The organism is Hyunsoonleella aquatilis (assembly GCF_014270105.1).
Taxonomy (GTDB): domain Bacteria; phylum Bacteroidota; class Bacteroidia; order Flavobacteriales; family Flavobacteriaceae; genus Jejuia; species Jejuia aquatilis.
The window spans coordinates 63,795-78,378 of the sequence record NZ_JACNMF010000001.1 but is presented as its reverse complement, the minus strand read 5'-3'; the positions used below and the strand labels follow the sequence as shown (position 1 = coordinate 78,378).

General features: G+C 38.1%; 7 protein-coding genes. 2 read left to right on the top strand and 5 right to left on the bottom strand.

Translation table 11 applies throughout. The features are described from left to right. Positions 1-17: 17 nt before the first annotated feature. The gene (gene mfd / locus H7U19_RS00350; protein ID WP_186557853.1) at positions 18-3,365 is read left to right on the top strand and encodes a transcription-repair coupling factor; all 3,348 of its coding nucleotides are present in this window, start codon (positions 18-20) and stop codon (positions 3,363-3,365) included. A 94-nt stretch (positions 3,366-3,459) separates the two neighbouring features. After that, on the top strand, positions 3,460-4,803 hold the full coding sequence (locus H7U19_RS00345; protein WP_186557852.1) for a TlpA family protein disulfide reductase: 1,344 nt from the start codon (positions 3,460-3,462) through the stop codon (positions 4,801-4,803). 126 nt (positions 4,804-4,929) lie between these two features. On the opposite strand, the gene H7U19_RS00340 is transcribed toward H7U19_RS00345, so the two are convergent. The 5 genes from H7U19_RS00340 to H7U19_RS00320 all read right to left on the bottom strand — a co-directional run bounded on the left by H7U19_RS00340 (position 4,930) and on the right by H7U19_RS00320 (position 14,532). Continuing rightward, positions 4,930-6,825 carry a serine hydrolase domain-containing protein gene (locus tag H7U19_RS00340; RefSeq protein WP_186557851.1) on the bottom strand — a complete coding sequence of 632 codons (1,896 nt, stop codon included), beginning with the start codon at positions 6,823-6,825 and terminating at the stop codon, positions 4,930-4,932. A gap of 151 nt (positions 6,826-6,976) precedes the next feature. Then, positions 6,977-7,336 carry a YraN family protein gene (locus tag H7U19_RS00335; RefSeq protein WP_186557850.1) on the bottom strand — a complete coding sequence of 120 codons (360 nt, stop codon included), beginning with the start codon at positions 7,334-7,336 and terminating at the stop codon, positions 6,977-6,979. A 5-nt stretch (positions 7,337-7,341) separates the two neighbouring features. Further along, positions 7,342-9,306 carry a DUF3857 domain-containing protein gene (locus tag H7U19_RS00330; protein ID WP_186557849.1) on the bottom strand — a complete coding sequence of 655 codons (1,965 nt, stop codon included), beginning with the start codon at positions 9,304-9,306 and terminating at the stop codon, positions 7,342-7,344. An 11-nt stretch (positions 9,307-9,317) separates the two neighbouring features. Continuing rightward, the gene (locus H7U19_RS00325; protein WP_246454562.1) at positions 9,318-11,234 is read right to left on the bottom strand and encodes a DUF3857 domain-containing protein; all 1,917 of its coding nucleotides are present in this window, start codon (positions 11,232-11,234) and stop codon (positions 9,318-9,320) included. A 1-nt stretch (position 11,235) separates the two neighbouring features. Beyond that, entirely contained in the window at positions 11,236-14,532 is a 3,297-nt protein-coding gene (locus tag H7U19_RS00320; RefSeq protein WP_186557847.1) for a toxin-antitoxin system YwqK family antitoxin, read from the bottom strand. Between the last annotated feature and the right edge of the window lie 52 nt (positions 14,533-14,584).

The following is a 14,584-nucleotide window of genomic DNA, read 5'->3' as shown; positions in this document are numbered from 1 at the left end:
ACCACAAAACACAATAGGTGAGTAAATCCCATATCTCTCAAACCTATGCACAGGCTTTGCAAACGCAGAATCTGCGGAATAATATTGCCCAAGTCCAAGCCAAAACACATCTCAAAGGGTTAGTCGGCTCTTCTTTTTCATTTGTTATTTCAAGTATTTTTAAAGAAGTACAAAAGCCATTTCTTTTAGTATTTAACGATAAAGAAGAAGCGGCACATTACCTTAATGATTTAGAGCAACTTTTAAGTGATAAGGATGTACTGTTCTATCCGGGGAGCTATCGAAGGCCATACGATATCGAAGAGACAGATAATGCCAATGTCCTGTTGCGCGCCGAAGTGCTTAACCGCATCAACTCGCAAAAGAAACCAGCAATTATCGTTACTTATCCTGACGCCCTGTTTGAGCAGGTAGTCACGCGAAAGGAACTGGAGCGCAACACACTTAAGATAGGCATAAACGATAAACTGTCAATCGATTTTGTTAATGAAGTCCTATTTGATTATAAGTTCAAAAGGGTGGATTTTGTTACCGAACCCGGGGAGTTTTCAGTACGTGGGGGGATTGTGGATGTCTTTTCCTTTTCGCATGACGAGCCGTATCGTATTGAATTTTTTGGTGATGAAGTGGATTCTATAAGGACTTTCGATGTTGAAAGCCAATTGTCGGTAGAGCAGGTTAAAAAAATCAATATTATACCCAATGTGGCCAATAAATTGATAGAAGAAAAGCGACAAAGCTTTTTGAAGTACATCGCGCAAAAAACAGTAATCGGATTAAAAAATACAGATTTACTCTTTTCGCGAATTGATGATTTTTATTCCAAAGCCGAAGAAGCATTCAAAGCCTTATCAGAAGACATTAAACATGCTGAACCTCATGAATTGTTTTGTAATTCTGAATTATTGAAAAATCAACTGATTGATTTTTCGATTATAGAGTTTGGTACTGCCTCATTCTTTAATAATTCATCTGGCAATAGTGTTGCCTTCAACACCACCCCCCAACCCGCATTCAACAAACAATTCAACCTGCTAATTGAAGACTTAAATGCAAATCACGATAAAGGCTATACTAACTATATCACTTGTGTAAGCGAACAACAAGCCAAACGTTTTCATGATATTTTTGATGATGCCCAATTAGATGTAAAGGACTATCAAACTATAATTCTATCACTGTACCAAGGGTTTGTAGATCATGATAATAAAATGGTCTGCTATACCGACCATCAGATTTTTGAACGTTACCAGAAGTTTCATCTAAAGAACGGCTACGCCAAAAAACAGGCCATAACTTTAAGGGAACTTACCAATCTGGACATTGGCGATTATGTTACCCATATAGATCATGGTATCGGGCGCTTTGGAGGGCTACAAAAAATAGATGTTGAGGGTAAAAAGCAGGAGGCTATCAAACTGATTTATGGTGAACGGGACGTTCTTTATTTAAGCATCCATTCGCTTCATAAAATTACCAAGTTTAACGGCAAGGATGGCAAACCACCCAAAATTTATAAACTGGGGAGCAGTGCATGGAAAAAACTCAAGCAGAAAACTAAGGCACGCGTTAAGCATATTGCGTTCAACCTCATAAAGTTATATGCAAAACGAAAGACCCAAAAAGGGTTTCAATACAACCCCGATAGCTATATGCAACACGAGTTGGAAGCTTCATTTATTTATGAGGACACACCAGACCAGAGTACCGCAACGGCGGATATTAAAGCTGATATGGAAAGTGAGCGCCCAATGGACAGGCTGGTGTGTGGTGATGTTGGCTTTGGGAAAACCGAAGTGGCCATTCGTGCTGCGTTCAAGGCTGTAGATAACGGTAAGCAGGTGGCCGTTTTGGTACCGACCACCATTTTGGCCTATCAACATTCCAGGACATTCAAACAACGCCTCAAGGATTTTCCTGTTGTTGTGGATTATCTAAACCGTTTTAGAACCGCAAAGCAAAAACGGGAAACTTTGGAAGCACTGGAGCAAGGGAAAGTGGATATCATTATTGGGACGCACCAATTGGTAAGCAAAAATGTAAAGTTCAAGGACCTAGGTTTATTAATTGTAGACGAAGAACAAAAGTTTGGTGTTGCCGTGAAGGAAAAGTTAAAAACCCTTAAGGAAAATGTGGATGTATTGACCCTAACAGCCACCCCCATTCCTAGAACCTTACAGTTTAGCTTAATGGCCGCGCGAGATTTATCTGTGATTACTACACCGCCCCCGAACCGATACCCTATTGAAAGCCACGTCATTCGATTTAATGAAGAAACCATTCGTGATGCCATCAGCTATGAAATCCAGCGTGGGGGGCAGGTTTTCTTTATTCATAATCGTATTGAAAACATCAAAGAAGTTACCGGATTGCTACAACGTTTAGTACCGGACGCAAAAATTGGCATTGGCCACGGGCAGATGGAAGGACGTAAATTGGAGCAACTGATGTTGCAATTTATGGACGGAGGCTTTGATGTTTTGGTCAGCACTACCATTGTGGAAAGTGGTTTGGACGTCCCCAATGCAAATACCATTTTTATCAATAACGCCAATAATTTTGGTTTGAGTGATTTACACCAAATGCGTGGTAGAGTAGGAAGAAGCAATAAAAAGGCTTTCTGTTATTTTATAACACCAGAATATTCTGCGATGACAGAAGATGCCCGAAAACGTATCACCGCATTGGAGCAATTTACAGAGCTGGGAAGTGGCTTCAATATCGCCATGAAGGATTTGGAAATCCGTGGTGCAGGCGATTTACTGGGCGGTGAGCAAAGTGGCTTTATTAACGAAATAGGATTTGATACCTATCAAAAAATTCTAAATGAAGCTATCGGAGAATTGAAGGAAAACGAGTTTAAGGATTTGTATAAAGACGATGGTGAGGATAAGGTTTATGTAAAAGACGTCACAATCGACACCGATTTTGAGCTCCTATTTCCAGATAATTATGTGAATAATATCACAGAACGGTTAAATTTGTACACCCAGTTGAATAACATAAAAACTGATGAAGAACTGGACAAATTTAAAGCAGAATTGATTGACCGTTTTGGGGAACTGCCAGCACAAGTGACGGATTTATTAAACAGTGTCCAAATTAAGTGGTTGGCCGTTAAAATTGGGTTTGAAAAGGTGGTAATGAAAAAAGAAAAATTGATTGGTTATTTTATCAGCGACCAGCAAAGTAGTTTTTATCAAAGCCCTAATTTTACCAAAGTGTTGCAATATGTTCAAACGCACCCTAATGTTTGTAAAATGAAAGAAAAACAAACCCGTGCTGGGTTGAGGTTGTTATTGACGTTTGACCAGATTTCCACAGTAAAACATGCTTTGGAAGCTTTGCAACCTATTGTGGCGTAATTGTTGATTTATGCTCAATGAAATTAAAACTCGAAATATTATGCTAAACTGTCAGACTGAGCGCAGTCGAAGTCTTGTTTGAGAATCTAAAAAAATGAAAATAAAGTACTTTCTATTAATACTTTCTTTCGCTCCAATAATACTGTTGGCGCAACACAGTATCAAAGGCACCTTTTCCCCTGCAGGGGAATTTGAAATTGCACTACTCTATAAGGTAGAGCCAACAGTGTCTAGTTACGTGACCAATACCAAGATTGAAGCTGATGGTCATTTTGAGTTTAAATTGGATTCAACGATTACCAAAGGAATGTATCGCTTGGTGTATGCTTTGCCACAGGAAGAGTACAATTTTGATATTATTTATAACGGCAAAGAGGATATTCAGTTGGCTTTCAATTCTGAAACTGGTGTAGAGTTCAGTGCATCCCGTGAGAATAAACTATTGGAATCCTACACCAATAGTATGTTTATGATCACCAACAGTATAGGTAGCTACTATCGTGACGAGAACATCGAAAAAGATTCCTTGGCGTTACTTTCGATTTTTAAAACCCAACGTGAAAACCAGAAAAGCTTTGAGGAAGCCTCCAAAGGCACCATGTCTTCCCACTTCATTAAAGCCAACGCCCTTTATATTCCTGAAAAAGTTGTGGACGCGAAAACCTACGTCCAGCTTTTAAAAACCCATTATTTTGACCATGTGGATTTTAATAATGAGGTATTGCAACGTTCAAAATTTTTAACCGAACGTATGTTGAATTACGTATTTGGAATGGCTGACCAAAGTAAGGAGGAATCTGACGCCTACATAGAAAATATTATAGCCTTTGACAAAGCGATGAAAGACGCCCCTCTGGCAATCAAAAAATCCCTGTTTACCGATTTATGGGAGCAAATAGTAGATTTAAAACTGGAATCGGTGGCTAATTTTATTGCGGAAAATTATTTGATGGATTTGGCCGTAAATTTAAACGATCAGGAATTGTTGCGGGCTTTAATATTGTACAAGGATACGTCGATTGGAAGCAACGCGCCTGATTTTTCATTTGAGGTAAATAAAAAAGAAAAAACAGCTTCCCAAACATTGAGTGAGCTAAATGGGTCGGACCATTACGTTTTGGTCTTTTGGAGCAGTACATGTTCGCACTGTTTAGAAGAAATCCCGCAGTTGCATGAATTTTCAAAATCCCTTGCGACTGAAAAATTGAAGGTCATTGCCATCGGTTTAGAAGATGAACCTTATGCTTGGAAAAATCTAACCTATGAGTATCCCAACTTTCTACACGTTTACGGTGATGGCAAATGGGATAACGAAATTGGCGATAGTTACGGCGTGACGGCTACACCTACTTATTTTATTTTAAGTTCTGATAAAAAGATTGTTGGGAAGCCTGAGGATTTTGAAGGGCTTAAAGCGCTTTTTGTAGATAAAGATTGAAAGGGATAAAGTTACATGTCGCAACCAAGCGATTAGAGAGTTCTGTTCTTAGTCAAAATGAGTTTTCTGTAATAAAAAGCTACCAAGGGTTTCGTGGTAGCTCTTGCTAAGGATGAAAACGCAATTCTAATGTTTTATAACCTTCTTTATAGCAGAACCATTTTGAGATAAAATCTTTATAAAATACAGACCATCTTGAAATTTTTTAATATTTATTTGTTTTTCCTTTTTAACCCCAGAAAGATCAATTTCATGAATTAACCTGCCATTAACATTGGTAATGCTTGCAGAAGTTAACTGTTGTCCGCTCTCATTCCTTATAACGAAAATATCGTTTGTAGGATTAGGGAAAATCTGAATTAGTGCATCCAACTCAAATTTATTTGTGCTTAAACTTTTTGCGGTAACTACAATTTCTTCAGTGTTGCCCAAAAGGTATAGGGAATTATCTCCATTAGTGGTATTTTTGGTATATTCGTAAACTCTTATGGCATAATTTGAGTCTTCGGTAAGCCCTTCTAAAGTGATTGTATTTCCTGTTCCATTATAAATTACAAAACTACCATCCCCTAGATTATCACCAGAACCATATTGAGCATCGGCACTGTAGTCAGTTCCATCCAGAGGATATGCCTCAAAATTACTATTGGTTGTCATGCTCACTAACTCCTTTGCTACAACAACTCTAGAAGTGCCGTTACCATTTGACCATGACAAGTCCATTGAGTTGTCAGTAATGTTATTGGCCTGAAGGTTGCTCGCGTTAATAGTGGGCGATTCAAATAAATCATGAGTGGGAAAGCTTGTTGTTCCTGACAGGCAGTTCCATCCTAGATTATCTAAACCAGCCCAAAAGGCACTAGAATTCCCATCAATTACACGTTTATTTAATAGAATTGCCCAGGTGTATTCGCTACTAGTTCTGACGAAAATAGTGGCGGTGCCGTCAATGGCACCAGTATGCCACCAATTGTCAAATTGATTGACTTGCCATCCCTTTGAATAATAACTGCCCACAGAAGAAGGTGTCGACATGGTTGTAATTGCCGATGAGCTCAAAATATCAGGTTTACTGGTAAATCCATCTACTGCAACCAGGAGTCGAGTTAAATCTCTGGCAGTTGCAATCCAGCCTCCATGACCGTCCATTGCATCTACAGCCAATCCCCCATACTCCCATGGCACATACTGACCCGAACCGTAAAGATCCAAAGTAGTATATCCATTACCTTGATACTCACCCTCTCGTTCTCTCTTGTCGGCTAATAGGTTTTCTGCAATGTACATGTCATATATTCCAATTGGATTTAATACCTCCTGTCTCATCCATGTCTCATAGTCCATCCCTGAAATTTCTTCAATTATTTCGCTCAGCACTAAAAACCCCATGTTGGAATAGGCATAGACGGTTCCCGGTGTATGGTTAAGGTTTTTTTCTAAAACATATTGTATTAGGTGCTCTTCTTTAACAGGATTGGGCTGCCCATAGGTTTGGGCAACATGCAATGGAGCAATAATGGGATCACATCCACTAAAGTTCCATGGGTAAGGCGATGTAGGACTGGGAAAGCAATTAACGTTTCTATCCCAACCCGCCGTGTGCTCAAGCAACATCTGAACTGTAATGTCATATACGCGATTATCAATGATATTGGCATTTGAAAACACCCAATGATTTTCTAAAATTCCTCCAGTGCCAAATACCTTATCCGATAACGAAATTTGACTATTATCAACCATTTTCATAATTCCGATGGCCGTTATTGGCTTAGAAACGCTCGCAACACGAAACATATGATAAGGCTGCGTGGGCTCATTTCCAGAAATACTTGCGTTTCCGTAGGCTCTGGAAAATACCAACTTTCCATTTTTTGACATGGCAAAAGTTGCCGAAGGAATATTAAAAGTGCTTAGGAAATTTTGAATTTGTGTATCACAATGTGTCATTTCAGGAACGGCAATTCCTGTTTGGGCAAGATTCAAGAAGGGCAAAACGAAAATTAATAGTAGCAATTGTTTCATAAGTGAAGGATTTTTAGTCAATGTACTAAAACATCTGAAATTTTATAAAATGTCATCAAAAAAAGTTAACTATTTAGAAATGTGATCAAAAAGGGAAAAATAGTGTCTTTCTAAGAACTACCATAATTTGCCAAATCTTTAAAGAGCGGAATCAAAAATAATAAAAAGCATCTTCCAAATGCTCGATGTTGAAGCTTTTATCACCCTTTACGATAGCAATAATATCAAAGCGTACTTCCACATCTAAATCGTTAACGGTAACGTATTCATCAACGGCCTTGACCAGGTTTTTGATTTGCTTTGGCTTCACAAAATCTTGGGGATCACCAAAGTCTGTTGTGGATCGTGTTTTTACTTCAACGATGGCCAAAATATCTCCCTTTTGAGCAATAATATCTACTTCGGCTTTTTCGAAGCGATAGTTCCGCTCAACAATGTCGTAGCCGTTTTTTACTAAAAAGTCTACGGCCAGTTGTTCGCCTTTTTTACCAAGTTGGGTGTGTTGTGCCATTGCAATTAAATCGGTTCAAAAATCAAAACGATTTTATTAAAGTCGGCTGCACTGTTGATGACTGTTCGGTAGTCCTCATAATTGGCCACTGCAATAATGTTTTTGCGATAGTGCTCATCTGCAGTTATTTGGAGTTGGTTGCCATCTAATTCGTAATAGGAATCAAACACCAGAATTTCTTTGCCGTCTTCAGAAAAGGAATTTTTGATATTGATGTCGTCCAAATTCGCAATTTTATAACCCTCGGGAATGGTTACATTAAGGGTTCGGAAATAGCTTCGCGTAAACTCATTTTCAACGGGCAGTACACGCTCTTTTTCTTGGTACATTTCCATTTGCCTTCCAATAAGTTCGCCTATCTTGAACAAATATTTTCTTCCGGCTTTTTCGGTAAAGGCTTCCGATTCAAAATCGAGCACAAACTCAATAGGTTTGATACCAAAAAGTTCGGGGTCTGCGTTCCGTACTTCTTTACTGGTAATGTTGACGTCCTCATGGATTTGCTTAGCAAAACCTTCAATAAGCTCTTCTTTGTTTTCGTCTTTAATCAAATGCATCACTGGATGGAAATACATACCGTAATAGCCCTCCATAGCCCGATTTAATTTCACCTTGCAGTTTTCGATATTGTCTTCTTCAAAAGAAATATCCAGTATCATTTTATCCACTGTTTTTTCTGCGGGGATAGGTTTTATGTATTTTATTTTCCCTAATCCGGATGTAAAATCGCCCACCTTTACTTCTTTAATGAAAAGGCCGTAATTATCGGTTAAATTTGCCGGTGGAAATCCGTAGCGCGACTCCATAGATGAAGGCGACAAATAGGTTTTATACTTGCTGAAATAAATCAAAAAGTCGGTCAAAAAATTATTGGCTTCAAAACTTTTATCAAATTTAATGTCCTGTCGGTCGCTGGTAATCACAATTTCATGTTTGATGCCCAGGTGGTTAAACAAAGCTGTATAGAGTTTTAAAACCCCCGCCTCATTGGCAATCTTATTTTTGATAACCTGCTCTAAATCCTTCAAATTTTCGGCACCGCCTTCGGTAACAAAAATGTTACTTTTTATGAAAAACTCGAGCTTTCGAATCAATGCTTCACCCTCTAGCGCTTGTTTATCCGTGGCTTCTGTAATAAACTTTTTAAGCTGTTTTTTGGTTTTGTCGCTAATCTCTTCGTAGTAAAAATTATAGATGTTTTGGGCCACTTTACTGTAGGATGAGATATCCTTTACATTGCTGTAAATATTGCGATCCAACTTATACACCACCATGCCCTTGCTGGCATCATATGCCGAAACTTCTTCATTTTTAAGGCCTTTGAGTTGCGGGATTTTTAAGCTCCAATGCTTTTTTTCCTTCAGAACTGTGTCCAATTTTACCTCAGGGATACCGTTATAGGATTTAAACTCAAAAATTAGGTTTTTCGGGGCAAAGAGGTCAAACTCTACGTTTTTCTTTTTATAGCTGGTTTGGAATGTTAATCGGTTACCACTGTAGCGAGGGTAACGTTTAGTCACGTAATAATATTCAATAATACTTCCTTTGGTGATGCCCTCAAAGGCAAAAAATTTATAATTTCTACCCGTTTCTTCGTCTTTGGACGTCAATATTTTACTGTCGTCCAACTCAATAATTTTGCCTTCTTTGGTAATTACGCGTGCTTTATTGACTACCAATTCTGAGGTGGCGTTGTACGGCAAATACACTTTGTTATAGGCTTCAATTTTTTCATCGGAATTTAACCAAAGCACTCGGTGTTCTAAAAAATATTCCACTAGCCCGTCATCCTCAAAATAAAACTCTGTGGCAATTTTATCCTTTAGGGCGATGATACCATCTTCAATGTTTGCTTCAACGGCGTAATTTGGTTCGGCTTCCCACGAATAATCTTTGAAAAAGAGTTCGTTTTGCGCCAAAGTAATTTGACTTGCAAGGATAAAAGTGAATAGTAGGTTTGCTATTTTCATGGTGCTGTAGTTTATATTTTTTTCAGAACGACAACCTCTTTATAGGCCTTTTCAATGGTTTTTACATGGCGATTTATGTCCTGTTGTTGCTCCAATGTTAAGGTGATAAAATTAAAGGTGACGTCGTGCTTATAAAAAATACTATCGCCTTCATTTTTATAGGTGATATGACTGGTAAGTAGGTCGGTTTCAACCGAAATATTTTCCGGAATGTAATCTACCGTATAGCCCTCAGGAATATTGAAAGTTGTAGTGTAGCTGAAGAAATTTTTGTATTCGTATTCGATGTCATTGGTTCGGTCTTCATCCATTCTGTAAGGACTCAATTCCTTATTAAGGTTGAGGTTGATGTAGATTTCATCTCCCAATTTTTTAGCATAGCCATTAATATTGAAGGCATAGTCTACAATTAAGTTTTTATCGTAATCGTATTTGTTGGTTTCCGAAAAAGTATCAATAATAAACTTGTTATTTCCTTTTTGAAGTTGTTTTATGTAAAAAGTCGTTAATTTTTCATCAGTATTCATGTATTCCAGCGCATCGAAGCAATCCAATTTTCTGTAACCTGAAATCTCAACCTTTGAAGAACCTACAAGGTTTTCGCCTTCCAAATGAGCTGTAGTTTCATCAATCACAGCATTTTTTTCAGCCGGGACTATGGGTACTTTTTTAATTACGAATCCATCTTTACCTTGTGAAATAAGGGCCTCTTTACCTTGGATAAAAGGTGTTGGATAATCAATGGGGATAAACCTGCCCGTGGCATCCAAAAAGTAAGTGTCATCACCTTCTGTATAGGATAAAATCATATGGTTATCCACGATTGGGGTAGGAACTTCATCATATTTATAAGGTAATTTTCGGGTACCAATCCATGTGAGGTTGCCTTCAATACCAGCAATTTCCAACATCTTGAACAATATGCTGGAGTTATCCTTACAGTCGCCATATTTCTTTTGAAACACATCATTGGCCTGTCTGGGTATGAACCCTCCCAAGGCATATTCAAAGGCAATATATTTGATGTTTTTTTGCGCCCAATAATAGATGGCTTTTACCTTTTCAAAATCACTGGATTTATTAGCTGTTAGTTCTTCCACAACCTTTACCAAATCGGCATCGGGTTCATCTTTATTGATGCCTTTTACCATGGAATAGTACCAGTTATAAAGGTCGGATACCTTATTGGCCAAATCCACATTTTTGTTTTTAGTTTTATAGGAGGTGATAATCGGAACAATGTGCGGAAATATTTTTTTATAGGTGGGCGAGTTGGATTCGTATTTAAACTTGTCCATATTTTTTAGTTCCCAAGTGTAAATAATGGCGTTTCTTTTTTCCTGTTTATTGAATTTAATATCCAAATCTTGGGTTTGAAATTCCTTGAATTTTAAACTGATATTTTTATCGGCAACAATAGTAATTTTATTATTGACAATAGGTGAAAAGTCCCCAAAGTAAAACGGACTTAAAAAACGAGGGTTTTTGACATTTTCTGAATATTTTAATCGTGATTTTGAACCTTTTTGAAGATTTGGAAAAATAAAATTCAACGATTTTGAATCGTCGTAAAACGATTGGTCCATTTCATCTTTTTCCTTAAACTCCTTTACTTCCATTTCCCTATATTTCCCATCGGAAAACACAAAAGACGATGCCTCAACATCCTCCAATTCAAAAAAGGATGAAAAGTGCAAAGAGCGTTTGGAGTTACGGCTGGCGCCTTCATCCAAATACAAATCTTCCTCAATAAATTCTTGGGTAATATTGATGTCCTCAGCCTCCAAGGTAATCGTTACTTTGGTTTCCTTATTTAGGGTGACCGCAGTGGCGTTAGGATATAAATTTTTATAACGCTTGAATTCATCGGACTCCTGGGCCAGGGCACCAAAACTGATAAATAACGATATCCATACTAAAAAGCGCATCTTAAAAGGTTTTGGATTTATACACATCTCCATTAAAGTAATATTCCTCTTTGGTTAACTTTCCATTGTTGTCATAATATTTTCTGGCTCCATTTCTGGAATCGTTTACATAATTGACTTCTTCTTGAAGATTTCCATTTTCATGATATTTTGTGACCAGCCCTTGAAGCACGCCATATTGATAGTTATAGGTGCCCTTTTTGGTGCCATTTTCATAATAGGTGGTTAAAACACCATCAAATTCGTCAGCTTGATAGGTCATTTCGCTTTCAAGTTGCCCAGAATAGTAGTATTCTTTATAAGCACCAACCAAGTCTCCATTCTTATATTCCATTTCGCGTGACACCTTGCCATTGTCAAAATACGCTTTTATTTTCCCGGTTTCGATTTCAAGAGGAATCATTGGCACTTCTTTGCCATTAGTGCCCAAATAGCTGTATCCAATTAGTCTACCATATTCATAAATACGGATGAGTTGTAATTTGCCCGAGCTATCGTAAAAGTATTTTTTACCATGGAGCTCGCCATATTCGTAATTGGTTTCATGGGATTGTACGCCCGTTTCAAAATAAGCTACCGACTTGCCTTCTCTTTTACCCCAAACATACATATGTTTTTCATCCAGTTTTCCATTATCGTGGTAGTCTAGATACTCTCCATGCAGTGTACCATCTCTAAATTGCTTTACCAAACTTTTATTGCCATTTGCGTAGTACCAAGTCCATTCACCGTCCATTTCACCATTGTTATACTGGCCCTGCAATAAAATGTTGCCGTAGTAATCATAGCTAGCATACTTGCCATGTTTTATACCGTTGATGTAATTTACGGTGATGTCGGTTTTTCCGTTTGCGAAGACATAGGTTAGTGTAAAATCATTTTCCTTTTGGCGATAATTAATTTCACCCAAAGCATTACCCTGGTCGTCAAAATATACTTCGGAAAACAACTTTCCCGTTTTGTAAACATAGGTGCGTTCAAGCTTGCCATCCACTGCAAAAATCTCTTGTTTACCATGCAATTCCCCATTATGGTAAAAGTTGATTTCCTTCAAAGTCCCATCCATATAATAGATCCGCCATTCTCCTTGAGCCTCGTTCTTTTTATACCAACCTTGTTGTTCCATTTGGCCATTGGGATGATAGCCAACATAATATCCTGAAAGAGAGTCATTGACATATTGTTCTATGGATTTAATTTCACCATTATTGTGATAATTGATGTGCTTGCCAATGGCTTTATTGTCGTCGTATTCCCCTTTATTAGTTAATACTCCATTGTTTGAATAAAACTTCCAGAGGCCTTTTTTCCCACCTTTGATATCATAGAGTCCCTCTGAAAGTTTAGTGCCCTGTGGCGTAAAACCTTTAAACTCAAATTCACCTCCTTTTTTGCGTGCTTCTTTGATGACATGGCCTTCCTTATCGAAGTATTTATATGCGATGACTTCACTTTTGCGATACAGATATTCATAGTGCAATTTTCCATCCCTGTCATAATATTTAGACTCACCTTCTAAGTTGCCGTTATTATAAGTCTGATCGCGTTCCAAAGTACCGTCCCTATAATAGATTTTGAAAGGGCCATTGTAAAAATTATCCGCGCTTACGCCTTCCTTCCATAAATTACCGTTGGAATGGTATAATTTATAGGGGCCATTTAATTCGCCATTGGCATAGCTGATTTCTGAAGATGGTTTTTTATTGTAATGGAATTTCTTTTCCACGCCATGCCTTTTACCATTTTCAAAAGGGATTTCGGCATACACATCGCCGTTGGCATAATACTCGGTGGCCATTGATTCCACATCGCCTTTTTTATAAGGGATATGCCATTCTAAAAGAGATTCTCCAACCTTAAAATAGGATTTGTAAAGGCCATCCAATTCACCAGCCTTAAAAAATTTCTTTTCAATTAGGGCACCCTTTTCATTATAAAGAAGATACTCGCCTTCCAGTTCGTCATCTTTGAAAGCTGTTACGATATAAGGTTTGCCATTTTCAAAAAAATGAAGGTTCTCACCATTCAATTTACCATTTTGGTACACAGCAGTTTCCATCGTGCCTCCGTTGGGGTGGTACCAAGTCCATTTTCCATCGCGTTCGCCATTTTCGTCATAATTTCCTTCGGAAGACAACTGTCCATCTTCATTATAGATATACCATTTGCCCACTGAGGTTTCGCCATTCATTTTCCCAACGGCCTGGGTGTAATTATTATAATAGTAATTGATGACCTCTTGGGTTTCACCTTCAAATTCCTGAGTGTCGGTCTTCATGATGTCCCGCCATTTATCATAGAATTTGCCAATAAAATCCACAATGCCTTTTTCATTGCTTTTGACCGCTTTGGCGTACTTCTCATTTTCTATAGGATAACAAAGGGTATAAATGAAATTTTCAAAAAGGCCATTATCTGCAATCCATTTATATAGTGGGATATATTTTTGGTCCCAAAAACCACCATTGCCCACAACCTCATTAATTTGTTGCAAAAGAGCATGATTTTGTTTGGTCAGCGCAATCTCAATTTTGTGACCCGTTTTATATTTTTGGTTGAGCGCTATTCTGTTGTTCAAAATTAAATCCAGTTCGTCGAAAGCCTCGTCATCTGGAGAAATCTCAAAATCGGGATTGACCTCATTCTCATTTCTATCCCCCACCACATTGTTGAGCGATTGTAAAATACTAAAGGCATTGTCCTCATCAATAATCAGAAGTAAATACACATTAAAGCACATCAAAGCTTGGGTCATGCGCTCCTGTTTGTAGCAAATATTCCCCAGTTGCAAATGCGGACGGCCATAAGTGGGCTTTAATCGGATAGACGCTTTGTAATCTTCAATGGCCCTTTCCAACTGTCCGGCTTTTTCGTACGCGAGGCCTTTGTTGAACCATAATTCTGCATTTTTAGGGTACCTTTTTAGGGCCGTGTTATAAACTTCAACCGCCTTGGTATACTCTTCCATTAAGGTCAAGGTTAACCCTTTATTGATGTAAAAGGACAGGTTGACGCCGTCGCAATCCAAGCCCAGGCCTTCATCAATAGTTGCAATGGCCTTATCGTATTGATTTGAATTTAGAAGATAATAGGATTTAGACACCAAAACATCACAATACGAAGAATCGTTCTTGCTAATTGTGTTGAGTAGTTCTACATTTTTCTTGTAATCCTCGTCTTGATCACCGCTGGAAAGTTGTTCGTAAATGTCGTCTAAATCAATAAAAGGGATCTTGTCTTGTGCGATTGCTTTAACAGAAAAAAGAAGCAATGTTGCTAGGGCTAAAAGGTATTTCATTTGGAGTGTTTAACGTCAGAAAATTACGAAATTATTAATGGATAGCATCCAG

Excerpts from the sequence above, each read along its gene's own strand:
- H7U19_RS00345 (WP_186557852.1), top strand. The coding sequence starts at position 3,460 with ATGAAAATAAAGTACTTTCTATTAATACTTTCTTTCGCTCCAATAATA.
- H7U19_RS00340 (WP_186557851.1), bottom strand. The coding sequence starts at position 6,825 with ATGAAACAATTGCTACTATTAATTTTCGTTTTGCCCTTCTTGAATCTT.
- H7U19_RS00335 (WP_186557850.1), bottom strand. The coding sequence starts at position 7,336 with ATGGCACAACACACCCAACTTGGTAAAAAAGGCGAACAACTGGCCGTA.
- H7U19_RS00330 (WP_186557849.1), bottom strand. The coding sequence starts at position 9,306 with ATGAAAATAGCAAACCTACTATTCACTTTTATCCTTGCAAGTCAAATT.
- H7U19_RS00325 (WP_246454562.1), bottom strand. The coding sequence starts at position 11,234 with ATGCGCTTTTTAGTATGGATATCGTTATTTATCAGTTTTGGTGCCCTG.
- H7U19_RS00320 (WP_186557847.1), bottom strand. The coding sequence starts at position 14,532 with ATGAAATACCTTTTAGCCCTAGCAACATTGCTTCTTTTTTCTGTTAAA.